Here is a 24,254-nt window from a genome sequence, read left to right as displayed (position 1 = left end):
TCCAACATCCGATCCCGGAGCGGTCATTCGCCGCCGACCTCGAAACTCGCGGGCGTGGCGGGTTCCGATATCTACTTGGACGGCGGCGGGTCCGATTCGGTTCCATAAAAAACGAGAACACTAGCGAAAAACTGAAATACTGGGCTCCACCGGTAGCTGTCGGTAGCCTGTGGCCATGAACGTGAGCAGGGGGCTACTCGACGGAATGGACACGGCTGGGCTCAACGTCGCGCTGTCCGAGGCGACCTGCCTCGGCCTCGAGGTCGACGCCGCGGCCAAGCAACTACGACTCGACTTAGAGGTGCTGACGCTTCCGGAAAACGGAACGCCCACCGAGGATTACCGCGTTCAGGTGACCTTCACCGGGGTCGGCCGCGTCGCGGCATCGCTGCGCATGCAGAACTGGGACGACCTGGAACCGCAGGTCCTGCCCTTGCAACTGGACGGACTCGACACGGCCATCCGCAGCTTCGGCGGCGGCAGGCTGCACGGCTGGGAGTTCATCGACCTCGACGACAGCGGCTGGGCCCTGTGGAGCGAGCTGCTCAGCTTCGACACCGCGATCGACGAGCACGTCTCCGCGCATGTGCTGGAGTTCTCCCAGGAAGAAGGCATCGACCCGCGCGAACTGGACGTGCGCGTGTGGTTCGACAACGTGCTCATCGCCGACACCGCCGGCCGGGAGATCCCGCTGGCCGAGTTCATCGCCGGCGCTACTCGCTGGTGGGAGGCGCACGACGCGGGCGACCCGCGGGCAACCCGTCCCGGCGTCGCGCCGCCGCTCTGACCCGACCGACCGACACCGCACATCCGGGGCCTCCGGGTGTGCGGTTTTCGTCTGCGCGGAGCCGGGCCGCAGGCTTGGGTGACCGTTGACGTAGTGGGTATCCGGCACCAGGATCGGTACTGCCCGGCTGGGCGGTTTGCCCGATCCGGCGCAAGGATGACGGACCAGGTGCGGCAACGTCGCCCCACTAGTTCGTCGCAATACGACGTGGTTCGATGCTACGCGTGAGGTTCGACCCGGTGCCGCGGTGACTTCCACGGTGCACAGCCCATGCCCACTACGGAATGCGGGGGCATCAGGCCCGGTTGGAACCGAGCGGGTGTACGAATGATGGTTGGGTGTGCTCGAGATGGGCGCACGCAGCCCGACATAGGAAGGGACATCGTGGCTGAGTACACGCTGCCAGATCTGGATTACGACTACAGCGCCCTGGAGCCCCACATCTCCGGGCAGATCAACGAGCTGCATCATTCCAAGCACCACGCCGCATACGTCGCCGGCGCGAACACCGCACTCGAGAAGCTCGAGGCCGCCCGCGACAGCGGCGATCACGGCGCCATTTTCCTGTACGAGAAGAACCTGGCCTTCCACCTGGGCGGGCACGTCAACCACTCCATCTGGTGGAAGAACCTGTCCCCCAACGGTGGCGACAAGCCGACCGGCGAGCTCGCCGCGGCGATCGACGACCAGTTCGGCTCGTTCGACAAGTTCCGTGGCCAGTTCACCGCCGCGGCCAACGGCCTGCAGGGCTCCGGCTGGGCGGTGCTCGGCTACGACACCCTCGGCCAGAAGCTGCTGACCTTCCAGCTCTACGACCAGCAGGCCAACGTCCCGCTGGGCATCATCCCGCTGCTGCAGGTCGACATGTGGGAGCACGCCTTCTACCTGCAGTACAAGAACGTCAAGGCGGACTACGTCACCGCGTTCTGGAACGTGGTCAACTGGGAAGACGTGCAGGATCGCTTCGCGCGCGCCGTCGGCCAGGGCAAGGGCCTGATCTTCGGCTGACCGTCGCCTCGGTGCCTGCCGGGCCCGCGCTCCCTCCGCGATCAGCGGTCGGGGCGCGGGCCCGTCTCATGTCCGGGACTCGACGCGATCCGGACACGCCCGGGCCGCAAACCGGTATCGGGCCGCCGCCCGCGGGGCTGTGGGCTGCGGCAATCGCTGGTCAGCCGGTTTTCGCTGGTCGGCTGGCACTCTTTGGTACTTGTGTGCCAGGTGTTTCATCGGTCATTCTCGGAATCCACAGTTCGAGGACGGGCAAGGCCGCCCCCGGTTCGATGACGGGAGGCACGATGCGTACGAATGAACCGATCGGCATCACACCATTCCAGGCCCGCGGCGCGCTGCGGGGGTTCGTCATTTCCGGGCGCTGGCCCGACACCACCAAGGAGTGGGCGCAGGTGCTGGTGCTCGCGGTCCGGGTGGCCTCGATGCCCGGGTTGCTGGCCACGTCGACGGTGTTCGGCGTGCGCGAGGACCTGCCCGACGACCCGGCGCCCGGCACCGTCGGCCTGGTGATGGCCGAGGGGACGGTGCTCGGCGCGGAGGCGTTGGCGCCCGGACGGTTTGCCGGTCATATGCCGGCGGCCCTGCTGATGCTGCATCCGCCCTCGGAAACCCGGCCGTCGCTGCCGGAGTGCGCGGGGGCCGCGTCGGGTTGCGTGCTGCTGCCCGGCGTGCCGCATCTGGGGCTGGAGCATCGGGCGGCGTGGGCCGAGGCGGAAGTGGACGGCACGGTGACCTCCCTGGTCAGCCGAGTCGGACTGGACCCGATCAGCGACCCCGACACCGCGGTTCTGGCCATGCTGCTGGCCGCGTAAGGGTACCCGAAACTCTCTGCGTGGATCGCCAAACTTATTGCGCGCATTGCGATTTGGGCAACAACAGGTTGGCACACTCGGACGCGTGCGGGTAGAGTCGGAGTCAGCGAAGGGGAGTAGCCCCCAATTGCACAGTCGACATACTGACCCGCAACCCCACGAGGGTTCGGGTCCGGCTGTGTGAACCGGAACAATCCGGTGGGCGAGACCTTCGGCCGAGACAACTAATCGTTGTCGGCCGGAGGCATACCCAGACTCCGACCGGCAGGCCGGAGACCCGGGAGCCGCACAATCATGATCGCCACTGTTTTGCTGAGTATCGGCATCGTCTTCCTTGCCGAGCTGGGCGACAAATCCCAGCTGATGGCGTTGACGTTCGCCCTGCGCTATCGCTGGTGGGTGGTGCTCGGCGGCATCGCCACCGCGTCGGCCGCGGTCCACCTGATCTCCGTCGGCGTCGGCTATTTCCTCGGATCCGCGCTGCCGACCCGGGCCATCTCGCTGGTCGCCGCGCTCACCTTCCTCGCCGTCGGCCTGTGGACGCTGCGCGAGCACTTCCGCGCGGACGACGAAGACCCCGCACCGAAGTCCCTGCGCGCGAGCACCGCGCCGTTCTTCGTGGTGCTGTCCGCGTTCCTGCTCGCCGAGCTCGGCGACCGGACCATGTTCGCGACGGCCGCGCTGGCCACCGATTACGACTGGGTCGGCGTGTGGATCGGCTCGACGATCGGCATGGTCGCCGCCGACGCGCTGGCCATCGGCATCGGCATCCTGGTCGGCAAGCATCTGCCGGAGCGGGCCATCGGGATCGGGTCGGGTCTGCTGTTCCTGTACTTCGGTGCGGCGACGCTGATCTCGACGGCCGCGCCTTCGCTGAGTGGGCTGGTCGTCGCCGCGCTGGCCGTGATCGCACCCGCGCTGGGTGCGGCGGTCATGCTGATCGTCCGCGCGCTGCGGCCCGCGCCGGTGGCGCCCGACGTGCCGTCGGCTGCTCCGGCGACGGATCCCGAACTGCATCGGTAGTCGGTGCTCGGGGACGAATCGGAGCAGTTACGAGTTCGCGCGCCTGATCAAGGATGTGACTCGGCCAGCGCGTCCCCGAACAACTCGCCGCCGCGGCGGACCAGATTCAGCAGCGGAACCCGCAGTGCGAGCAGACCGGCCGAGTCGTCGGCCGCGATCCGGCCGGTGACCATCGCGCTGATCGCGGCGGCCAGGGTCTGGCAGGCGAAGCGCTGCTCATCGGTCCGGGCGCCGAGCACGTCGGCGATCAGCCCGACGAACAGCTCCTGCAGTTTCGCCCGGCGCGCCAGGGCCGCCGTGCCGACCGCGTAGACCTCCACCAGGAACAGCCGCGCGCTGGCCGGGTCGTCGACCAAGTGCTGCAGGTAGGCGGCGAAGATCCGGTCCATCTTGACCATGCGGTCCGGCTCGGGTTCCGCGGCGGCCGGATCGTCGGCGTCCTCGGCGGCATCCGCGATGCGGCCGAGCAGGTTCTGCACGGCCCGCTCGTAGGCGGCCTCGAAACAGGCCTCCTTGGAACGGAACTGCTCGTAGAACGTCTCCCGGGACACCCCGGCGCGTTTCAGGATCGCCGCGACCGACGTGCCGACATAACCGTTCTCCACCATCGCCTCGGCCATCGCGATCAGGATGCGCTCACGCTGCGAGGCCACCACCTGCTCACGCGGCAGGCCGTGCCTGCCGCGCGGGAGTTGGCGTGCGCTGGTTGCCGATTCGGTCATTCGATGGCTCCGGGGTCGGGTCGGCTAAGCTTTCCGCTCCATTTTGCGGGGTCTGTCCGGTTGGTCCGTAGTGAAGGGTGCTTCTTCGTTCCGCGCGATCTCCAGCGCCCGCCGTACGCCTCGGCGCAGCGCGATCGCGATCACGCGCTGGGCGATCGGCCGGAACGGCAGCACCACCGCCACCCACCAGGGCGAGACCACCTGCCGACGCCGCCGCGCGATCGCCTTCTCCACCGAATCGATGGCCGGCCCGAGCGGCGCGACGCCGGACACGGTAGACCGGCCGATGATCGCGCGCGCCGCGGCGGTGCCGAATCCGCGCGAGGTCATGTCGGTGTCGAGTTCGGCGAAGTACGCGACGCCGACCTTCGCTCCGGTGTGTTTGAGCTCGATCCGCAGCGTATTGCCGAGCGCCTCCACCGCGGCCTTCGACGCGCTGTACGCCCCGACCAGCGGCAGATGCACCGCCGCCGCGAGCGAGGAGACGACCAGCGCATAGCCGTTCGGATGACTGATGTGCGGCCCCGCCGCCCGCAACGTGTAATAGACGCCGAGCACATTGACCGCCAGCGTCTCCTCCATCACCGCCGGATCGCCCCCGATCAACGGCAACTGCCGCGCCACCCCCGCGTTCGCCACCACCACATCGAGCCCGCCGAGCTCCCCCACCAGCGTCGTCACCACCCGATCCACCTGCTCACGATCCCCCACATCGCAATACCGCCACGGCGCGTCCCCACACTCCCGAGCCACCTCCCCCAGCAACTCCCCCTCCAACCCCAGCAACGCCACCTGCGCCCCACCCGCATGCAACTGCCGAGCCAGCGCGGCCCCGATCCCCCGCGCCGCCCCCGTGATCAAAACCTTGCGCCCAGCAACAGACGCCCCCGCGAACAGCTTCATGCAGCGACGGTACCACCAATGAACACGTTTGTTCGCAAATAAATCTGCGGACCCCCGAATGGCCGCGCGGACCGGCCGAAATAGCCGCCTGCCTGCGGGTATTTCAGTTATGCCGTTAGCACATGAAACGTAACGCAGGTCACAACGGGTCGATAGAGGCGTCATCAGTTCCATCACTTCTCGCAGAAGGCAAGACAGATGACGTCACCGCAAGGCGAATTCCCACCGCAGCAACCGCCGAATCCCCAGTGGGGCAACCCGCCTCTGCCCAGCGGGCAGCAACCACCGCAACCCGGACAGTTCGCACCGCCGCCCGGATACGGTCAACCGCCGAAGAAGAAATCCAGTGGCGGCAAGATCGTGCTCATCGTGGTCGCGGTCATTATCGGGTTGTGCGGGTTCAGCGCGGTGATCGCTGCCGTCAACAGCGGAGACGACAAGAAGACCGACACCACTGCCAGCAGTCCGGCATCCGCGCCGGCCGTCGGGGCGGCAGGCGAATCCGCTGCCCCGCCGGCCGCGAAGCCATCGGCGGAAAAGCCATCGACGGCCGCGCCCGGCCTCAACACCCCGGTACGGGACGGCAAATTCGAGTTCGTCGTCACCGGCGTCCAGGTCGGCCTCGGTGAAGTGGGCGACAACCCGTACCTGCAGCGAAAAGCCCAGGGCGCGTACACGATCGTCTCGATGACCGTGAAGAACACGTCCAACAAGCCGCAGGGCTTCAGCCCGAGCGCCCAATATCTGTTCGACAGCAAGAACCGCAAGTTCGAGAACGACAGCATGGCCGCGATCAACCTGCAGGCCGACACGAGCATGTATGCCAGCGTGAACCCGGGCAACACCGTGACCGCTCAGGTCGTGTTCGACCTGCCTGCCGATGCGGTGCCGAGCCACATCATGCTGCACGACTCGATGTTCTCCGGCGGCGCCAAAGTGACCCTCCAGTAGCCCCCGCCCGAAGCTCGGCGATGGTCCTTTCCGGAGTGAGAGGGAGTCCTCATGGGGGTTGGGTGGGGGAACCGTTAGGGTGCAATTGACGAAGGGCCAACTGGCTGTCACGAACGAGAGGACCATCGTGGAGATTTCGGGTTCCGCCGCCATTGTCACCGGAGGCGCATCCGGCCTCGGCGCCGCCACTGCCAAGCGTTTCGCCGAGCTGGGGGCCACTGTTTTCGGCCTTGATGTGCCGCAGTCGATCGAGCGGGCCGGGGACAACGTGCCAGCCGGGGTCACCCTCATTCCGGCCGATGTGACCAGCAATGACGAGGTCGCCGCGGCGGTCGCGAAGGTCGTCGAGTCGGGCGCGCCGCTGCGCATCGTGGTCAACTGCGCCGGCGTCGGCTGGGCCGGGCGCATCCTGTCCAAGAACGGCCCGCACGATCTGGAGCTGTTCCGCACCGTCATCACGGTGAACCTGCTTGGCACGTTCAACGTCATGCGGCTGGCCGCCGACGCGATCAGCAAGACGGACACGGTCGACGAGTACGGCCAGCGCGGCGTCATCATCAACACCGCCTCGGTCGCCGCGTTCGAGGGCCAGATCGGCCAGATCGCGTACTCGGCGTCCAAGGGCGGCGTGCACGGCATGACCGTGCCGGCCGCGCGCGACCTGGCCCAGTTCGGCATCCGGGTGAACACCATCGCCCCCGGCATCATCGACACCCCGATGCTGGCCGGCGTCACCGAGGAGTACCGCAAGGGCCTCGAGGCCGGCGTCCCGTTCCCGTCCCGCCTGGGCCGCCCGGACGAGTACGCGCAGCTGTCGCAGTACATCGTCGAGCACGACTACCTCAACGGCGAGACCATCCGCATGGACGGCGCGCTGCGCATGGCCCCGCGCTAAAGCACCGAGCAGAACCCGAAAGCCGCTGCCGACCGAGGTCGGCGGCGGCTTTTATTTGTGCCCGATGCCGAGGAACGCGGTGGTGGACAGCGGCTGCTGCGGCCGATAGTGCTCGGCCAGATAGGACTTCATCAGCGCGACCCGTTCGGCCCAGACCTGTTCGCCGACCGTGCGGCGCATGAGTCCCAGCGGCGCGCTGCTGCGCACCATGGTGTCCCACATCTGCTCGGCGCTGTCGAAGGCGAGCGAGGTCGAATGCCGTTGGATGGACACGGCTTCGAAGCCGGCCCGGCGCATCTCGGTCTGGAAGACCTCGGGATTCTCCAGGCTGAGGTAGTTGGGTTGCGGCTCCTGGATGCTCGGATCGGCGGCGTGGAAGGCGCCGAACATCATCCGCATCAGCGGCGATTCGACGACCGGCGCCCAGCTGGACACCACGGCCGTGCCGCCGGGCCGCAGCACCCGGAACAATTCGGCGAAACCCTTGCCGCGCTCGGGAAAGAACATCAGCCCGAACATGGAAAACCCGGCGTCGAAACGGTCGTCGTCGAAGGGCAGGGACTGCCCGTCACCCACGCGCGCCTCGATATTGGTCAATCCGGCCGCCCCCGCCGCGGCGGTGAGCCGGTCGATCATCGGGGCGGAGAAGTCGATGGCCTGCACCTGCGCGACCTGCGGCGCGGCCAGCAGACTCAATAGCCCCGTCCCCGCGGCGACGTCGATGACCTGGGAAGACGGTGTCAGCGAGGCGAATTCGAGCGCCCGGTCGGAGAAGGGCTGCATGATCGCGGACGCGAATTCGGCGTAGCCGTCGGCGACGAGATCCCACGGCTCGGCAACGGCGAGAGGGTTTCCGGACATATGCTGACGATCCTTTCGATCGCCCAAATTTAACCGCTTCGCCCCGTGAGAGACCACAAAACCCGGCGAATATCGCTGTGCGCGAAGGATTTCGAATCGAGTGCCAGAAGGTAGCGAAACATATCGTTTCACTCTAAGAGCAGCTCAATAGGGCAAAACGGACTCAGATCGCGCGGCGGAAAGTCATCAGGTCACGCCCCGGCCCGTTGTAGTCCGGCACCGGACCGCCGACGGTGAACCCCATCCGGGAGTGGAACGCGATGGACGTCTCGTTCGCCGGCGCGGTCACCGCCGTGACGACCCGCCGGTCATGCGCCCGCGCGGTGGCGAAGAACCGCTCGTAGAGCTCCCGCGCCAGCCCGCTCTTGCGCGAATCCGGATGCACCCCGACGAAATGGATATACGCCGCATCGGATTCCGACGGCGAGGGAAACCCGATCAGGAACCCCGACAGCCGCTCGCCGGTCTCCGCGACCAGGCTCGTCCGATGGAAGTGATCGAGAAACAGCCGTGGCAGCACCGGCAGGATCGCGCGCCCCCACCACTCGTCCACCACGCCCGCGATGGCGTCGTAGTCCGCGGCCCGCGCCGCCCGGATCACCGGCTCAGTCGAATTCGACACGGCACCCATTCTGCCGAGCAGCCGGCGAGGACCACCGCGGGGTGGTCCTCGCCGGTGACCGGATCAGAGCGTGCGGGTGAGCCGGTCGGTGAGGATGTGCGCGAACCGCGCCGGATCCTTCAGCTCGCCGCCCTCGGCCAATACCGCGGTGCCGTAGAGCAATTCGGCGGTCTCGGTGAGCTCGGGAACCTTGCCCGCGTCGGCATCGTCCTTGCGCGTGTCGTAGGCGTCGCGCAGGCCGGTGACCAGCGGGTGGGTCGGGTTGAGCTCGAGGATTCGCTTGGTTTCCGGCATCGCCTGACCGGACGCGCGATACATCCGCTCCAGCATCGGGGTGAAGTCGAAGACGTCACCGACGAGGCAGGCGGGTGAGGTGGTGAGCCGGTTGGTCAGGCGCACCTCCTTGACGCTCTCGTCCAGCGCCTTGCCGAGCCAGCCGAGCACCTCGGCGAAGTCCTTGTCCTGCTGTTCGCGCAGCGCCTCGGAGGCCTTCTTCTCCTCCTCGGACTCCAGGTCGACCTCGCCCTTGGCGATCGAGACGAACGCCTTGCCGTCGAACTCCGGCACCGAGCCGACCCACATCTCGTCGACCGGGTCGGTCAGGATCAGCACCTCGCGGCCCTTGGCCTGGAACGCCTCCATGTGCGGCGAGCTCTCGATCTGCTGCCGGGATTCGCCGGTCATGTAGTAGATCGAGTCCTGGCCCTCGGCCATCCGCTCGACGTACTGGGCGAGCGTGGTCACCTCGGACTCGGAGTTCGTCGAGGCGAACGACGAGACCTGCAGGATGGTCTCCCGGTTGTCGGTGTCGCCGAGCAGGCCCTCCTTGAGGACGCGGCCGAATTCCTTCCAGAACGTCTGGTACTTGGTCTGGTCCTCGGCGCCCTGCAGGTCCTTGACCGTGGACAGCACCTTCTTGACCAGCCGCTTGCGGATCATCCGGATCTGTCGGTCCTGCTGCAGGATCTCGCGGGAGACGTTGAGCGACAGGTCCTGCGCGTCCACCACACCCTTGACGAAGCGCAGGTACTCCGGCATCAGCTCTTCGCAGTTGTCCATGATGAACACCCGCTTGACGTAGAGCTGCACGCCGCGCTTGTGCTCGCGGGTGAACAGGTCGAACGGCGCCTGCGAGGGCAGGAACAGCAGCGCCTGGTATTCGAAGGTGCCCTCGGCCTTCATCGGGATGATCTCCAGCGGATCGTCCCAGGCGTGGCTGACGTGCTTGTAGAACTCCTTGTACTCCTCGTCGCTGACCTCGCTCTTCGGGCGGGTCCACAGCGCCTTCATGGAGTTGAGCGTCTGGTCCTCGACGACCGTCTGCTCGGTCTTCTCCTCGCCCTCACCCTCGGTGACGGTGCGCTCCACCTGCATGCGGATCGGCCAGGCGATGAAGTCGGAGTACTTCTTGACGATCTCCCGGAGCTTCCACTCCTGGGTGTAGTCGAAGAGGTGGTCGTCCTCGTCGGCGGGCTTGAGCTGCAACGAGACCGAGGTGCCCTGCGGCGCCTCGGCCAGGGTTTCGATGGTGTAGGTCGAGCTGCCCGCGGCCGACTCCCAGCGGGTGCCCTCGGTCTCCCCGGCGCGCCGGGTGGTCAGCGTGACCTTGTCGGCGACTATGAAGGTCGAGTAGAAGCCGATGCCGAACTGGCCGATCAGTTCCGCGGTGTCGATGTTGCCCGCGGCGGCGCTCTTGGCTTCGTTGAGCTTCTTGCGCAGTTCGGCGGTGCCGGACTTGGCCAGCGTGCCGATCAGGTCCACTACCTCGGCCCGGGACATGCCGATGCCGTTGTCCCGCACGGTCAGGGTCCGGTTGTCCCGGTCGACCACGAGGTCGATGTGCAGGTCGCCGGTGTCGACCTGTAGATCCTTGTCCTGGTAGGACTCCAGTCGCAGTTTGTCCAGTGCGTCCGAGGAATTCGAGATCAACTCCCGCAGGAAGGTGTCCTTGTTGGAGTAGACCGAATGGATCATCAGCTCGAGCAGCTGATGGGTCTCTGCCTGGAACTCGAGTTGTTCGACGTGCTCAGTCACGACGCGATAGTACGACGCCCGAAATCCTCGAGGCCAGGAACCTCGAGGTCTGCCCGGTCCGACATCCAGTCGCGCAGCACCTGGGTGGCCCGCACGTCGTCCTCGTTGTACTCGAACAACCGGGTGCGCTGGGACATGTCCGGCTCGCCCTCGTAGCCGACGGCCAGCCGGTACCAGCTCATCGATGCCTCGCCGCCCGCCTCGGCGTCGCGCCAGGCGAAGCCCGCGACCGGGGCGATCTTCTTCAGGCCCTTGCCGTTCGGGCAGATGAACTGGTCGGAGACGGCCTGGAACATGTCCACCCACTCCGGGCCGTCGACGAACGCGCGCACCTGGTCGACCGTCGGCACCCCGGGCCGTCCGGCGAAGCGGCGGGCCGACTCGTAGAGCCACTTGTCCTCGGCGGTGCGCGAATAGCAGTAGGCGGCAAAGGTTTTGCCGTTCAGCGCGGCGTCCGCGCGGATGGTCATCAACCAGGTCCAGAACTCGCCGAACGAGCGGCCCTCGTCCTCGGTGGGCAGCGGATCCCAGGTGACGAACGGGCGGTAGACGCCGTCGAGCAGGGTGCCCCACAGGTAGGCGCCGTATTCCTGGAAGCTCTCCAGGTCGACATCCACCTCGACGTCGGCCCGCTGCACCCGGACCTGCTCGACCCGGCGGACCAGCGGCGCGCCCGCGATCCAGGCCCGGGCGGTGACCACGGCCTCGTCGAACGGGCCGTGCTGCCAGTCGTCGGGGTCGTCGCCCGCCCACTCGGCCAGGTCGTCGATGGTCTGCACGCCGTGCCTGCGCAGCACCTCGGCGCGGGAACCGGGCGCGACCAGGCTGACATCGCGATGCTCGACCAGCCAGCCTTCGCAGCTGGGTCCCTCGATGCCGCGGGTCCACCACGGGCACTGCCGGCACTCGGGCACCTTCGACGGCACGGTCGGCAATTCGCCGCGCACCACCGCGACCCGGTCGGCATAGCGCTGGTCGTAGTCGGCCAGCACCGGGCCGAGGTCGTGCACCAGGATGCAGTCGAAGTGGTAGCCGATCACGCCGCCGACCAGGGCGGGGCTGGCCATGCCGTGGCGTTGCAGCATGCGGTACAGGTGCGCGAGCCGCTGCTGGTCACGCGGCTGCTGACGCAGCTTGCGATGCCGGTCCGGGCGCGGATTCCAGTGATACGGGTCGGTGGTGGTCGGGTGGAAGTCGGCGGGTTCGGGATGGCGCGGGTCGGTCACCTTGTGGTTCACCACGATCACCGGGATGTACCCGCCGCGATCGAGATCGCGCAGCAGGATCTCCGAGCCGCCGCGCCGGCCGGTCTCCGGCTCCTGCGGCAGCAGCCCGCCCCAGATGTGCCGCACGCCTTCCGCGCACGCCGCCATCGTGGCCGCGGCCCGCTCGGACGCGCGCAGCGTGGGGTCGATCACCACCCAGCCGGCCGGGTCCGCCTCGATCAGCGCGTCGCGCACACGCAGCCGGTGCGCCGTCGCCGCCTCCCGGCGCTGCCGCACCCCCGGATCCTCGGTAACCCCTTGCAGCGCCCCGGGATGTACCGCGTCCAGATGCAGCCGATGCCGGCAACCGATCAGCGCCCTGGCATCGATGAACGGGGTCGGCGCGCCCGCACCGCCGGCCGGCCGTTCGACGGCCGTGCCGTTGTGCTTGCGACCTTCTCGGTCACCGATGCCCGATTCCACGCTATGCAGTATGGTCCCTACCCCCGACAAACCCACGAACCCCGTGGGCACAGCCGTGGTTCGAACCGGACGGCGCCCGCTCTCGTGACCACCACAGTGCGACTTCGGCGAGCAGCCACGCGATCGGCGACGCCTACCCGTTAGGGTAAAAGGCAAACCGTGTGACATGGGCGGACGGGCTTTCCCCGGCGTCGTACTGCCATGGCAAACCAGCATGACGGAGGGCCTTCGATGGGGTTGTTCACGAAGCGCAAGCGGCGCCCGAGCCGCAGGGCCGAGGCGAAAGCTCTCAAGCACAAGGCCGGTTTGGAAGCCAAGCTGGTCGCGAAGAACGACCGCAAGGCCCGCCGCGCGGAGGCCCGTACCCAGCGCAAGGTGGCCAAGGCGCAGATCTCGGCGCTGCAGGCGGAGGAGAAGGCCTCGCTGAAGCTGGCCGCCAAGGCCGAGCGTGAGCTGTTCAGCGCGAGTCAGATGAAGAAGTACCTTGGCGTGGCCCGGGTGCTGATTCCGGTGCTCGCGCCGCTGGCCTATCGCGCCGCGACGTTCCTGCGCGCGCAGCTGGACACGCGCAAGGCCCAGCAGCTCGGCATCGGCATCGAGCAGCTCGGCGACTTCGGCGGGCACGGCGCGAAGTTGCAGGCCCGGATCGTGAACACCGAAGCGGCGCTGAACAAGGTCGCCGCGCAGGGCGGCAAGGACAAGGGCGACACGCAGAAGTTCGTCGCGGCCACCCAGTCCCGGCTGGACAGCCTGGCCGCCGCGGTGCAGACCGCCGAGCAGATGCCCGCGCCGCGCCGCCGGGCCGTGCACGCCTCGATCGGCGAGGAACTGTCCGGAGTCGAAGCGGACGTGCTCGCCCAGCTCGGCGTGCGCTGACCTTCCCCGCGATGCCCCCGTCACCGCATACCGGCTACCTGCGTGGTGGTCTGGTCGGCGTGCTGGTGGGGGCGCTCGCCGTCGCCGCGCACGGCGGCGCGGGCGGTGGTTTCCCCGGTTCGGCGGAGCTGACGCTGGTGCTGCTCGTCGCCGCGCTGGCCGGCTGCGCCGCGAATGTGCTTGCCGGCGGCCGTGGTTCGATGCTCGGGCTGCTGCTGCTCGGACAGGTGGCGAGCCATGTCGTGCTCTCCGGCCTGCTCGGGCACGAACATCCCGCTGCCACAACGAATCCGCTGCCAACCGGATGGATGCTGGTCACGCACGCGGGGGCCGCGCTCGGCTGCGCCGCGATCGTCTCGATCGCCGAACGGCTCTACGCGGTGGCCTCCGGCGCGGTCCGCGCGGTGCTGGCCAAGCCGCCTCCGCCGCGGATCGCCGGACCGGCGCACTGGTCCGATCCCGGTCTCCCGCACTACCTCTGCCCGCCGAAGGGCGCGAGCGGCCCGCGCGCGCCGCCGGTACCGGCCTGACCCGCCGCACCACTCCCCTTCGGACAGAGAGCCTTTCCCTCATGCACCGTTCCATTTCGCGCGCCACCGGCACGGCCGTGGCCGCCGCCACCCTCGCGTTCCTCGCCGCAGGCACCGCCTCGGCACACGTCACCGTCGACGCGCCGGGCGCCCAGCAGGGCAAGTACGGCGTGATCACCCTGCGGGTGCCCACCGAATCCGACACGGCGAGCACCACCGCGCTCACCGTCGCCCTGCCCAACCTGAAAAGCGCACGCACCGAACCGATCCCGGGCTGGTCGGCGAAGATCGAGAAGAACGACAAGGCGGAGATCACCGCGATCACCTGGACCGCCGAGCCGGGCAACGCCGGCGTCGGCCCCGGCCAGTTCCAGCGCTTCGCCATCGCGCTCGGCCCGCTGCCCAGCCAGGAGACGGTCAGCTTCCCGGCCAAGCAGACCTACAGCGACGGCAAGGTGGTCGACTGGAATCAGCCCGCGGGCGCCGACGGCGCCGAGCCCGAACATCCGGCCCCGTCGCTGACCCTGGCCAAGGGCAAGGCCGGCCTCGACCACGGGTCCGCCGCCCCGGCCGCGAGCTCGTCGGCCGACGACACCGACAACACCGCCCGCTGGCTCGGCGGCATCGGCCTGGCCCTCGGCCTGCTCGGCGTCGCGCTCGGGCTCGGCAACGTGATCCGGGCGCGGCAGTCGTGATCCGGCGACTACTCACCGCGCTCGTCGCGGGGGTGTTCCTGCTCGGATTCGGGGTTGCCGCAACGGGAACCGCCGCCGCGCATTCCGCGCCGACGGCCAGCGTGCCGGACGACGGCGCGACCGTCGACGCGGGACCGGCCCGGGCCAGCATCACCTTCAACGAGGCGTTGCAGCCCAGCTTCCCGGCGCTCACCGTGGTCGGGCCGGACGGCAGCCTGTGGTCGAAGGGCGCGCCGACGGTGGACGGCAACACGGTCAGCGTCGAGGTGGGCGAGCTCGGCCCGGTCGGCGAGTACACGGTGGCCTACCGGGTGACCTCGGCCGACGGCCATCCGGTCAGCGGCAAGCGGCATTTCACGCTCAGCAAGGCGGGCAACGGCGTGCCCGGCGAGAAGCCCAACGCCAACGGCGGCAGCTCGGACAGCGACGGCTCCGGCGGAATTCCGCTGTGGGTCTTCATCGTCGGCGCCGTGGTGCTCTTCGGCGGCGGCCTGGCGTTCGCGCTGTTCGGCGGCAGGAGCCGGAAACCGAAGCAGCAGTGACGGGCAGGACGATCGGCGGCCGGGGCGGCGCGCGGCGGGGTACCGCTCGCGCGCCGTGGCCGGTGCTGCTGGTCGTCCCGGCCGGGCTGCTCGGCGTCGTCATCGCCTGGGCGTTGACCCTGCCCGCGGGGTTCGCCGCCGCGGCGACCGTCCGGGTGCTCGCCGACGGTGCCGGCGCGACGGTGCTCGGGCTGGCCGCGCTGCCCCGGCTGCACGCGCGCCTGACGCCGCCGTGGCGGTTGCTCGCGGTGCTGGCCGGATTCTGGTGCGGCACCGAGTTCGCGGTGCTGGTGTTCGAGGCGGCCGAGGTGGTCGGCGTGCCGGTGGGCAGGCTCGAGGCCGGGGAGTTCGGCACGTTCCTGGTGAATCTCAGCGGCGGGCAGATCGGCATCGCCATTCTGGTGGGCGTCGGCGCGGTCGCGGTGTATTCGGCGGTGGCCTTCCGGCGGGCAGATATCGCGTCCGCCGATCTGGTGCTGGTGTTCGCGGCGGTGGCGCTGGCGCTGCGGCCGATCACCGGGCACATGTCCCAGCAGACGTTCGGGTCGGTGCTCGCCGCGGTGCACGCGCTGGCGGCGGCGGCCTGGTTCGGGCTGCTGGTCGCGCTCGCGCTGGTGGTGCGGACCCGCGGCGAGTGGGCGGTGGTGCTGCCGCGGTATTCGGCGATGGCGTTGCCGCTGGTCGCGGCGGTGGGGGTGACCGGGCTGCTGAACGGGCTGGTGCGGGTCGGCGGGATCACGCCGTTCGTCACGACCGGGTACGGGCGCATCCTGCTCGCGAAAACCGTTGTGCTGGTTGGTCTACTGGCGCTGGGCTGGTGGTGGCGGCGCAGCTGGGTGCATCGGGCCGCCGATCACCGGATGACCGCCGAGGCCTCGCTGCGCCGCGCGACCCTCGAGGTCGTGGTGATGGCGCTGGCCTTCGGCCTGGCCGCGACCCTCGCGGTCACCGCCTGACCCCCGCGCACGGGCCCGGCGACCTAGATCGAAACCAGTTACTGTTTTCCCATGACCGAAGTGAAGATCGTCGAGGACTGTGCCGCGTCGGCGGAGTCCGCGTTCGCCTACGTGAACGACTACCAGAACCTGCCGCGCTTCCTCTACGGCATCCAGTCCTTCACCCCGGTCGGCGCGCAGACGGTCGGCGTCGGCGCCACCTTCGACGGGCACATCAAGCTGGGGCCCGCCTCGCTCAAGTCCCGCATCGAGGTCGTGCGCTGGGCGGAGAACGCCCTCATCGCGGTGAAGTCGATCAAGGGCTTCGAGGTCGAGTCGACCTTCCTGTTCCATCCAAAGGGCGCGGGGCAGTGCACCGTCGACGCGATCGTCGACTTCCGGGTCGGCGGCGGGCTGGCCGGGCGCGCGCTCGGCAAGACCATCGAGCCGTTCGTGAAGATCGCGGTGCAGCACACCACGCACAATCTGATCACGCAGATCACGGCGTTCCATCAGGACCGGGCCGCCGAATCGGATGAGTCCGTTCACTGATTCGGGCCATGCGGGATGCTGGATCCCATGAGTGAGTGCGAGCGAGCCGGGCCACCGCGCCCGGCGAAGCGGATGCGGGCATGAGCGCTACGCCGTCGTTCTTCCAACGCATCGGTTACATCCTCGGGCGCCCGCTGCCCGCGTCGATGACCGACTGGGTGCGCGAAGATCTGGTGGGTCCCGGCGCGACGCGGCGTTATCTGCTGCGCATCCTGGTGCCGCTGATCCCGGTGCTGATGCTGTTCCTGCTGCTGCCGGGCCCGTTGTGGATGGGCCTGGCGATGATGGCGCTGCTGTATCTGCCGCTGATCTATTTCACCGTGGCGTTGATGTATGTGTACCGGCGGCACCGGCTGATCAAGCACGGTCTCGACCCCGCGCTGGCGGACGCGGACGCGCGCCGCCGGGCCGAGCCGGAACGCCTGGCCTACGAGCGCAGGCACGGCCGAGGTTGATCCGCCCAGCAACCTAGCGGTGACCGACGCTACAGGCATAGCCTCGAGGTATGAACAATCCCACATTTCGGCAGCGGATCGCTTACGATCTGGGCCGCGAGCTCCCCGAGGAGCTGCACGAGTGGGTCATCCGCGACCTCGTCGGACACGGGGCCATGGAACGCTATCTCGTCCGGTTTCTCGGGCCCGTCATTCCGTTCTTCGCGCTGGTCCTGCTCTTTCCGGGGCCGATGCCGCTCAAGCTCGGTTTGATCGTGATGATGATCGTCCCGATGGTCATCTTCACCGTGGCGCTCAGCTATGTCTGGCGCCGCTACCGTCTCGTCCAGCACGGGCTGAACCCCGATCTGGTCGACCGCGCCAAGTTCTCCGAGCACGATCGGGAGATGTACGAACTGCACTACGGGCACCGTTAGCGGCGCTCGGCATACCTATAGCGATCGATGTCACAGCAAGAGCGGCCCTTCCGGAAGTCCCGCTCGGCCACCCCTAAGCTGAGCTGGTGACCGAATCGCAGAATGACGTTGTGGCTACTGCCGACCTGGCCGACGAGATCGGCCCCGAGATCCGCAGCTGCGACACGCAGTTCATCCAGTTCGGTGGCCGCGCGGCCTTCTCCGGCCGGATCACCACCATCCGCTGCTTCCAGGACAACCTGCTGGTCAAGCAGACGCTCGGCGAACCGGGCCGGGGCAAGGTGCTGGTCGTGGACGGCGACGCGAGCGTGCACACCGCGCTGGTCGGCGACATCATCGCCGGGCGCGGCGTGGACAACGGCTGGGCCGGCGTGATCATCAACGGCGCGGTGCGCGACTCGGCGATCCTGCGCACCCTCGACATCGGCATCAAGGCGCTGGGCACCAACCCGCGCAAGAGCACCCAGACCGGCAGCGGCGACCGCGACGTCCCGGTCGAATTCGGCGGCGTCACCTTCGTGCCCGGCGACGTGCTCTACAGCGACCACGACGGCGTCGTGGTCCGCGCCGAAGACTGAAACAACCAGGTCAGACGGACACCCTCGCCTGATGTCCGGCGAGGGTGACGACGTCGCCGATCTGCAACTGCCGCCCGCGCCGCAGTTCCACCTCGTCGTTCACCCGCACCAGGCCGGAGGCGATCACCGTCTTCGCCTCCGAGCCGGATTCGATCAGATTGGCCAATTTCAGGAACTGACCGAGCCGAATGCCTTCGTCATCGATCGGTACGTCGACTGGTTCTGCCATGAGCTACATCCTTACCTGGCCTCGGGAATCGGTAAACGCCAGCCCCCGGGCGGGTCGCTGACACGCGTGTGCGACGCGCCGATAACCGACATGCCCGGGAGGTCTTCGAGCACCGCGACGGCGGCACCGTACACACTGGTTCAGTGACCACCACGCAAGCCCGGCAACACCTGATCGAACCGCCCGCGGACAGACCGACCCCACCGGTCCCCCATCGGGGGCATGGACGGCTGGCAGAGGTCCCGCATATCGCGGGTCTGGTGCTCGGGGTTTTCGCGGTGGCGTGTTTCCTCTGGAGCCTCTCGCCCGGCTTACGTTTCCTGACCCAGGTACCGCGCCGCTACATCGACAACTACTACTTCGACGCGCCCGACACCAACCTGATGTGGGCGCTGATCATCGGCCTGCTCGCGGGCGCGCTGGCCAGCCGCAAGCGGATCGCCTGGTGGCTGCTGCTGGGTTACGTGTCGCTGTACGCGCTGGCCGACGGCCTGGATTTCGCCGACACCGGCAATATCGACGCGCTGGTGGCGATGATCGTGCACCTCGCGGTGATGGGCGTGCTGATCGCGGCCTGGCGCGAGTTCTACACGAAGGTGCGCCGCGGCGCGGGCTGGAAGGCGCTCGGCGTGCTGATCGGCGGCCTGACGGTCGGCTGCATGCTCGGCTGGGGTCTGGTCGAGTTGTTCCCCGGATCGCTGCCGCGCGGCGCGCAGCGACCCGGCTGGGCCATCTATCGGGTCACCGCAGCGGTGCTGGTGGACAACGAGCACTTCGACGGTCACCCGCGCCCGTTCGTCAACTTCCTGCTCGGCCTGTTCGGCGCCATCGCACTGCTCGCCGCGGTGATCATCCTGCTGCGCTCGCAGCGCGCGGCGAACGCGATGACCGGCACCGACGAATCCGCGATCCGCGGCCTGCTGGAACGCTCCGACGTGGAGGACTCGCTCGGCTACTTCGCCACCCGCCGGGACAAGGCGGTGGTGTTCGCGCCGAGCGGTAAGGCGGCGGTGACCTATCGGGTGGAACTCGGCGTCTGCCTGGCCAGCGGTGACCCGATCGGCATCCGCGAGGCGTGGCCGCAAGCGATCGACGCGTGGTTGCGGCTGGCCGACCAATTCGGCTGGGCCCCAGCCGTCATGGGGGCCAGCGAGATCGGCGCCACGTCCTACCGGCGGGCCGGCCTGTCCGCCATCCGGCTCGGCGACGAGGCGATCCTGGACACCAGGGCGTTCTCCCTGGCCGGCCCCGAGATGAAGCCGGTCCGCCAGGCCGCGAACCGGTTGCGCAAGCACGGCATCACTGTCCGGATCCGCAGGCACCGCGACATTCCGGCGGACGAGTTCAAGCAGGTGATCGCCCGCGCGGACGCCTGGCGCGACACCGAGACCGAGCGCGGCTTCTCGATGGCGCTCGGCCGGCTCGGCGATCCGCTGGACGCGGATTGCCTGCTGGTCGAGGCGGTCAACGGACAGGACCGGGTACTCGGCATGCTGTCGCTGGTCCCGTGGGGCCGCACCGGCGTCTCGCTGGAGCTGATGCGCCGCGACCCGCACGGCCCGAACGGTGTGATGGAGCTGATGATCTCGCAGCTCGCGCTCAACTCCGAGCAGCAGGGCATCACCAAGGTCTCGCTGAACTTCGCGGTGTTCCGCTCGGTGTTCGAGGAGGGCGGGCGGATCGGCGCCGGTCCGGTGCTGCGGCTGTGGCGCGGTGTGCTGCTGTTCTTTTCGCGCTGGTGGCAGCTGGAAGCGCTGTACCGCTCCAACGTGAAGTACCAACCGCATTGGGTGCCAAGGTTTTTCCTGTTCGAGGAGCGCAGGCAGCTGCCCCGGGTCGCGGTGGCCAGCGCGCTCGCCGAGGGCTTCCTGCCGCGCTTCGGCAAGGAACCCGACACCATCACCCACACCGGCATGCACAGCGCGGTGCCTGCCACCATGACCGGGCTGCACGCCGACGGCAGCCCGCCCGAGCCCGGCCCGGTCGAGGGCACCGAACAGCTGCCGCGCCGCCCCGAGCAGGTGCGGGTGCGGATGGACAAGCTGGACCGGCTCACCGCGTCCGGTGTCGAGGCCTACCCGGTCGCCTACCCGCCGACGCACACCGTCGCCGGGGCCAGGCAGTCGCCGCGCGGCACCACGGTCCGGGTCTGCGGCCGGCTGCTGCGCATCCGCGACTACGGCGGCGTGATCTTCGCGGTGGTGCGGGACTGGACCGACGACATCCAGCTGGTGATCGACCGGGATCGGGTCGGCGCCGAGCGCAGCGCCGAGTTCACCGACTTCTTCGACCTGGGCGACCTGATCGAGGTCAGCGGACAGATCGGCAGCAGCCGCCGCGGCGAGCTCTCGCTGCTCGCGGCGGACTGGCGGATGCTGGGCAAGTGCCTGCATCCGTTGCCGGACAAGTGGAAAGGCCTCTCCGATCCCGAGGCGAAGGTGCGCCAGCGCTACGTCGACATGGCGATCAATCAGGAGACCAGGGAGGTGCTGGCCAAGCGCAGCGCGGTGGTGCGCTCGCTGCGGGACTCGTTGAACGCCTGGGGTTATCTGGAGGTGGAGACGCCGATCCTGCAGCAGGTGCACGGCGGCGCGAACGCCACCCCGTTCCTCACCCACATCAACGCCTACGACCTGGATCTGTATCTGCGGATCGCGCCCGAGCTGTACCTCAAGCGGCTCTGCGTCGGCGGCATGGAGAAGGTGTTCGAGATCGGCCGCACCTTCCGCAACGAGGGCGTCGACTTCAGCCACAACCCCGAGTTCACCATTCTCGAGGCGTACGAGGCGCACAGCGACTACGAGCGGATGATGCACGTCTGCCGCCAGCTCATCCAGGACGCCGCGCTCGCCGCCAACGGCGCGATGGTCGCGTTGCGGCCGCAGAGCGACGGCTCCTACGAACCGGTGGACATCTCCGGCGAGTGGGCGGTGAAGACGGTGCACGGCGCGGTGTCCGAGGCGATCGGCGCGGAGGTCACCCCGCAGACCGGCCTGGAGCAGCTGCGCGAACTGTGCGACAAGGCCGAGGTGCCCTATCAGCACGGCTGGGACGCCGGGCAGGTGGTGCTGGAGATGTATGAGCACCTGGTCGAATCCCGCACGGAGGAACCGACTTTCTACATCGACTTCCCCACCTCGGTGTCCCCGCTGACCCGCGCCCATCGCAGCATCGAGGGCGTCACCGAACGCTGGGACCTGGTCGCCTGGGGTGTCGAACTCGGCACCGCCTACAGCGAACTCACCGATCCGGTGGAGCAGCGCCGCCGGCTCACCGAGCAGTCGCTGCTCGCGGCCAACGGCGACCCGGAGGCGATGGAACTCGACGAGGACTTCCTCCAGGCACTCGAGCACGCGATGCCGCCCACCGGCGGGCTCGGCATGGGCGTGGACCGGGTGGTCATGCTGATCACCGGGCGCAGCATCCGGGAGACATTGCCCTTCCCGTTGGTGAAACCTCGCTGAACATTCCGTTGCCGCGAAGGGCGCACAGGCGACGAATCGGACAGCTACCCTTGGGAATCGGGCCGGGGCGGCCGGGAAATCTTCGGCCCCGGGAGGAGACCGATCACCGAGATGGGGTTCGACAATGTACCTTGACCTGCTGACCAATCTGAGCCTGGTCGACCACAGCGTCTGGGCGAGCCCGGACACCTGGAACTCGGCGATGGAACTCGCGGCCAAGAAGAAGAGGCGCAGCAGCGGCGGCCTGATCATCGGCGGACTCTGCTGCCTGCTCGTGGTCGCGGCCATCGTCGGCGGCATCTACCTGCTGATGCGGCGGCGCAAGCAGCAGTAGGTCGCGCCCGGATCGAGGGTTCGCCCTCGATGCGGCAGAGTGGGGCGTGTGCAGTTGATCCTCGTTCGCCATGCCCAACCGCTCCGGATCATGAACTCGGCCGGTCCCGCCGATCCCGAGCTCGCGCCCGTCGGCGTCGAGCAGGCCGAACGGGTGCCTGCCGCGTTGAGCCAGCATCGAATCACCCGGATCGTGAGCAGCCCGCAGCGGCGCGCGCGGGAGACCGCCGCGCCGACCGCGGCGAAGCTCGGGCTGGGCGTCGACCTCATCGATGATCTCGCCGAATACGATCGCGACCTGCCCGCCTACATTCCCATCGAGGACGCCAAGGTGGAGTTCCGCGAGATCTACGAGCGGATCAAGGCGGGCTACATCCCGGATCAGATCGACGGCAAGGCGTTCAAGTCCCGGGTGCTCGACGCGGTCACCGAGATCGCCGCGGGCACCGATCCGGCCGACACGGTGATCGCGTTCACCCACGGCGGCGTGATCAACGTGCTGCTCCAGGAGATCCTCGGACTGGAACGGCCGCTGACCTTCCCGATCGACTACTGCTCGATCACTCGAATCCTGTTCTCCCGCACCGGGCGCCGGACCGCGGCGACGGTGAACGAGAACGGGCACGTCTGGGACCTGTTGCCGCGCAATATCAAATCCTGAGCATTCATTCACAGACGATTGGCAGGGACGTCGCACCGGCGTCCCAGGCGCGGAACCTTCTATGGACCCGGTGAGCCACTACCCCGAAGTGGCCCACAGTTCGAGAGAAAGGAATTCCGTGTTGCTCTCCAGAACATCGACGTCCATGCGACGCCTCGTCGGCATCGCCGCGGCGGGAGCGCTCATCGCCGTCCCGGTCGGCGCGCTCGCGGCGACCGCCTCGGCCGAGGCCCCGGCGCCGGACGCCACCATCCAGGTCCAGGCGGCCGGTGACGTGGACCAGCAGGGCGCCGACATCGACCGGCCGCATCACAAGCACCGCCCGGACGGACCGCGCCGGCACCACCGCCCGGATCCGGGCGCCGCGCCACAACAGTTCCAGCAGTTCCAGCAGCTGCTCCCGCCGACCGGCTCCGGATAAACCTGCTCGAACCAAAAGCGAAGGCCCACCGCCTGTGGTCGGAGGTGGGCCTTCGCTGTGTGCTGTATCGGATCAGGCCATGCCGGCGATCCAGTTGTGCATCCAGGAGACGGCGGTCTGGCCGCCGCCGACCGGGTAGCTGCCGTACAGGGTGTGCGCCTGCGACTTGTAGAACCGCTCCAGGTCCTTGGCCCGCTGCTCGTTGGCCGAGTCGGTCAGCTGCGCCTGCAGGGTCGGCACGCCACCATGCGCGAACAGGTCGTTCATGATGTTGCCTGCTTCGATCTGGTAGCGCCACATGTTGGCCGGGTTCGCGTCCGAGGCCTGCGCCATGAAGCCGGCGAACCGGGTGACGAAGTCGTCCGGCGCGGTCGCGCAGTACAGGTCCTCGACGGCGCAGATGCTGCGGGTGCGGTCGCTGACCCAGCCGAAGCCACCCACCCGGGGGCCGCCCGCGCCCGCGCCGGGGGCCGGTGCGCCGACCTGCACGTCGGTCGGCGAGCGGCGCGGATCGGAGATCAGGCCGACGCCGGAGATCCGCTCCGGCGCAACCACACTGAGCCCGGTGCCGATCTCGGCCGCGAGGTCACCCGCGGCATCGGCGCCCTGGCTGTAGCCGACGAGCGCGATCTTGGTCGCGCCGCACGAGTGCGCCATGTCCGAGATCAGGCCGCGCGCCCGGTCGACGGCTTCCTTCTTCGAGTTGCCGTAGACCTCGCCCTCCCACGGGAAGGCGGTCGCGGCGTAGGTCACGTAGTCGACCTCGGTCGAGCGAGGCAGATTGTTGGTGACGCCGGCCAGCATGCCGGGCTGCGGCTTCTTGTCCTTGCCGGTCTCCCAGGTACCCGGGATCGCCACCACGTAGAGGTTAGGGCAGCCAGGATCCGCGGTCGCGGAACCGGCGCCGAACACCATGCCGGACAACACCGTCGCGGATGCACCAAGAGCCGCGACAACCTTCTTCAACTGCATACCGCTCCAGTCCAAACCAATGCCCCTCGTGGACATATCCCCGACAAGTTGCGCACCAACTCTGAACCCGACGAGTGACCGTCCAGTGCACGCTGGGTTAACTCCAGCCACCCACCGATATGACGGCTACGATCCCCAACCCACATCCCAAGATCAGCAGCGCGACGGGATCACAATAAAGGTCCGCAGCCGCCGACGCCATCCGAAACCCCGGTCCACGTCCGTTTTCCGTCGAATGCCCAAACCTCAACGTTCCCACCACAACCCGGCACCCAACCCGCCCCGG

General features: G+C 68.5%; 27 protein-coding genes. 19 read left to right on the top strand and 8 right to left on the bottom strand.

Features of this window, described 5'->3' with window-relative positions; genetic code table 11:
• Nucleotides 1–175 precede the first annotated feature (175 nt).
• From F3087_RS05050 to F3087_RS05035, 4 genes are all read left to right on the top strand, one after another.
• Nucleotides 176–787: a hypothetical protein gene (locus F3087_RS05050; protein ID WP_223884820.1), complete on the top strand. Its 612-nt coding sequence runs from the start codon at nt 176–178 to the stop codon at nt 785–787.
• A gap of 384 nt (nt 788–1,171) precedes the next feature.
• The gene (locus F3087_RS05045; protein ID WP_150400539.1) at nt 1,172–1,795 is read left to right on the top strand and encodes a superoxide dismutase; all 624 of its coding nucleotides are present in this window, start codon (nt 1,172–1,174) and stop codon (nt 1,793–1,795) included.
• 287 nt (nt 1,796–2,082) lie between these two features.
• Entirely contained in the window at nt 2,083–2,610 is a 528-nt protein-coding gene (locus F3087_RS05040; RefSeq protein WP_150400538.1) for a peptidase, read from the top strand.
• Between the two features lie 294 nt (nt 2,611–2,904).
• Nucleotides 2,905–3,633 carry a TMEM165/GDT1 family protein gene (locus F3087_RS05035; RefSeq protein WP_150400537.1) on the top strand — a complete coding sequence of 243 codons (729 nt, stop codon included), beginning with the start codon at nt 2,905–2,907 and terminating at the stop codon, nt 3,631–3,633.
• 47 nt (nt 3,634–3,680) lie between these two features.
• On the opposite strand, the gene F3087_RS05030 is transcribed toward F3087_RS05035, so the two are convergent.
• Together F3087_RS05030 and F3087_RS05025 are read right to left on the bottom strand one after the other, a co-directional pair.
• Nucleotides 3,681–4,355, bottom strand: a complete 675-nt coding sequence (locus tag F3087_RS05030) for a TetR/AcrR family transcriptional regulator (protein ID WP_150400536.1) — start codon at nt 4,353–4,355, stop codon at nt 3,681–3,683.
• 24 nt (nt 4,356–4,379) lie between these two features.
• Nucleotides 4,380–5,258: an SDR family NAD(P)-dependent oxidoreductase gene (locus tag F3087_RS05025; RefSeq protein WP_150400535.1), complete on the bottom strand. Its 879-nt coding sequence runs from the start codon at nt 5,256–5,258 to the stop codon at nt 4,380–4,382.
• A 360-nt stretch (nt 5,259–5,618) separates the two neighbouring features.
• On the opposite strand from F3087_RS05025, the gene F3087_RS05020 reads away from it, so the two are divergent.
• Nucleotides 5,619–6,209, top strand: coding sequence for a DUF4352 domain-containing protein (locus tag F3087_RS05020; RefSeq protein ID WP_223884819.1), 591 nt, complete (start codon nt 5,619–5,621; stop codon nt 6,207–6,209).
• Between the two features lie 127 nt (nt 6,210–6,336).
• Nucleotides 6,337–7,104: an SDR family NAD(P)-dependent oxidoreductase gene (locus F3087_RS05015; RefSeq protein WP_150400533.1), complete on the top strand. Its 768-nt coding sequence runs from the start codon at nt 6,337–6,339 to the stop codon at nt 7,102–7,104.
• 51 nt (nt 7,105–7,155) lie between these two features.
• Here the strand turns inward: F3087_RS05015 and F3087_RS05010 are convergent, their stop codons facing one another.
• The 4 genes from F3087_RS05010 to F3087_RS04995 form a co-directional block, all read right to left on the bottom strand.
• Nucleotides 7,156–7,965 carry a class I SAM-dependent methyltransferase gene (locus F3087_RS05010; protein WP_150400532.1) on the bottom strand — a complete coding sequence of 270 codons (810 nt, stop codon included), beginning with the start codon at nt 7,963–7,965 and terminating at the stop codon, nt 7,156–7,158.
• A gap of 163 nt (nt 7,966–8,128) precedes the next feature.
• Nucleotides 8,129–8,587, bottom strand: a complete 459-nt coding sequence (locus F3087_RS05005; protein ID WP_223884818.1) for a GNAT family N-acetyltransferase — start codon at nt 8,585–8,587, stop codon at nt 8,129–8,131.
• Nucleotides 8,588–8,650: 63 nt separating this feature from the next.
• Nucleotides 8,651–10,621 carry a molecular chaperone HtpG gene (gene htpG / locus F3087_RS05000; protein ID WP_150400530.1) on the bottom strand — a complete coding sequence of 657 codons (1,971 nt, stop codon included), beginning with the start codon at nt 10,619–10,621 and terminating at the stop codon, nt 8,651–8,653.
• Nucleotides 10,618–12,216, bottom strand: a complete 1,599-nt coding sequence (locus tag F3087_RS04995) for a TM0106 family RecB-like putative nuclease (RefSeq protein WP_150400923.1) — start codon at nt 12,214–12,216, stop codon at nt 10,618–10,620. The genes htpG and F3087_RS04995 overlap by 4 nt, the downstream gene beginning before the upstream one ends.
• 324 nt (nt 12,217–12,540) lie before the next feature.
• Between F3087_RS04995 and F3087_RS04990 the strand changes: the two genes are divergently transcribed.
• The 9 genes from F3087_RS04990 to rraA all read left to right on the top strand — a co-directional run bounded on the left by F3087_RS04990 (nt 12,541) and on the right by rraA (nt 17,888).
• Nucleotides 12,541–13,185 carry a DUF6474 family protein gene (locus F3087_RS04990; protein WP_150400529.1) on the top strand — a complete coding sequence of 215 codons (645 nt, stop codon included), beginning with the start codon at nt 12,541–12,543 and terminating at the stop codon, nt 13,183–13,185.
• Between the two features lie 11 nt (nt 13,186–13,196).
• A complete protein-coding gene (locus tag F3087_RS04985) occupies nt 13,197–13,715 on the top strand; it encodes a hypothetical protein (protein WP_150400528.1) in 519 nt (172 codons plus the stop codon).
• 41 nt (nt 13,716–13,756) lie between these two features.
• Entirely contained in the window at nt 13,757–14,410 is a 654-nt protein-coding gene (locus F3087_RS04980; RefSeq protein ID WP_150400527.1) for a YcnI family copper-binding membrane protein, read from the top strand.
• Complete coding sequence (locus F3087_RS04975; protein ID WP_150400526.1) at nt 14,407–14,952, top strand: copper resistance CopC family protein; 546 nt, start codon at nt 14,407–14,409, stop codon at nt 14,950–14,952. Before F3087_RS04980 ends, F3087_RS04975 begins: the two co-directional genes overlap by 4 nt.
• Nucleotides 14,949–15,908, top strand: coding sequence for a copper resistance D family protein (locus F3087_RS04970; protein ID WP_150400525.1), 960 nt, complete (start codon nt 14,949–14,951; stop codon nt 15,906–15,908). Before F3087_RS04975 ends, F3087_RS04970 begins: the two co-directional genes overlap by 4 nt.
• Before the next feature lie 51 nt (nt 15,909–15,959).
• A complete protein-coding gene (locus F3087_RS04965; RefSeq protein ID WP_150400524.1) occupies nt 15,960–16,439 on the top strand; it encodes an SRPBCC family protein in 480 nt (159 codons plus the stop codon).
• 80 nt (nt 16,440–16,519) lie between these two features.
• Nucleotides 16,520–16,894: a DUF5313 family protein gene (locus F3087_RS04960; protein ID WP_150400523.1), complete on the top strand. Its 375-nt coding sequence runs from the start codon at nt 16,520–16,522 to the stop codon at nt 16,892–16,894.
• A gap of 50 nt (nt 16,895–16,944) precedes the next feature.
• Nucleotides 16,945–17,310 carry a DUF5313 family protein gene (locus F3087_RS04955; protein WP_150400522.1) on the top strand — a complete coding sequence of 122 codons (366 nt, stop codon included), beginning with the start codon at nt 16,945–16,947 and terminating at the stop codon, nt 17,308–17,310.
• A gap of 86 nt (nt 17,311–17,396) precedes the next feature.
• Entirely contained in the window at nt 17,397–17,888 is a 492-nt protein-coding gene (gene rraA / locus F3087_RS04950) for a ribonuclease E activity regulator RraA (protein ID WP_150400521.1), read from the top strand.
• Between the two features lie 10 nt (nt 17,889–17,898).
• Here rraA and F3087_RS04945 read toward each other — a convergent pair whose 3' ends face one another.
• Complete coding sequence (locus tag F3087_RS04945; protein WP_040729260.1) at nt 17,899–18,117, bottom strand: RNA-binding S4 domain-containing protein; 219 nt, start codon at nt 18,115–18,117, stop codon at nt 17,899–17,901.
• A 143-nt stretch (nt 18,118–18,260) separates the two neighbouring features.
• Between F3087_RS04945 and lysX the strand changes: the two genes are divergently transcribed.
• The 4 genes from lysX to F3087_RS04925 all read left to right on the top strand — a co-directional run bounded on the left by lysX (nt 18,261) and on the right by F3087_RS04925 (nt 22,996).
• Nucleotides 18,261–21,581 carry a bifunctional lysylphosphatidylglycerol synthetase/lysine--tRNA ligase LysX gene (gene lysX / locus F3087_RS04940; protein WP_150400520.1) on the top strand — a complete coding sequence of 1,107 codons (3,321 nt, stop codon included), beginning with the start codon at nt 18,261–18,263 and terminating at the stop codon, nt 21,579–21,581.
• Between the two features lie 124 nt (nt 21,582–21,705).
• The gene (locus F3087_RS04935) at nt 21,706–21,915 is read left to right on the top strand and encodes a hypothetical protein (RefSeq protein WP_150400519.1); all 210 of its coding nucleotides are present in this window, start codon (nt 21,706–21,708) and stop codon (nt 21,913–21,915) included.
• Nucleotides 21,916–21,963: 48 nt separating this feature from the next.
• On the top strand, nt 21,964–22,575 hold the full coding sequence (locus F3087_RS04930; protein ID WP_150400518.1) for a histidine phosphatase family protein: 612 nt from the start codon (nt 21,964–21,966) through the stop codon (nt 22,573–22,575).
• A gap of 145 nt (nt 22,576–22,720) precedes the next feature.
• The gene (locus F3087_RS04925) at nt 22,721–22,996 is read left to right on the top strand and encodes a hypothetical protein (RefSeq protein WP_150400517.1); all 276 of its coding nucleotides are present in this window, start codon (nt 22,721–22,723) and stop codon (nt 22,994–22,996) included.
• A 72-nt stretch (nt 22,997–23,068) separates the two neighbouring features.
• Here the strand turns inward: F3087_RS04925 and F3087_RS04920 are convergent, their stop codons facing one another.
• The gene (locus tag F3087_RS04920) at nt 23,069–23,968 is read right to left on the bottom strand and encodes a cutinase family protein (RefSeq protein WP_150400516.1); all 900 of its coding nucleotides are present in this window, start codon (nt 23,966–23,968) and stop codon (nt 23,069–23,071) included.
• Nucleotides 23,969–24,254 lie beyond the last annotated feature (286 nt).

The sequence above is a fragment of the Nocardia colli genome (assembly GCF_008704205.1).
Taxonomy (GTDB): domain Bacteria; phylum Actinomycetota; class Actinomycetes; order Mycobacteriales; family Mycobacteriaceae; genus Nocardia; species Nocardia colli.
The sequence above is the reverse complement of the archived record's forward strand: the minus strand, read 5'-3'. Positions and strand labels throughout refer to the sequence as shown.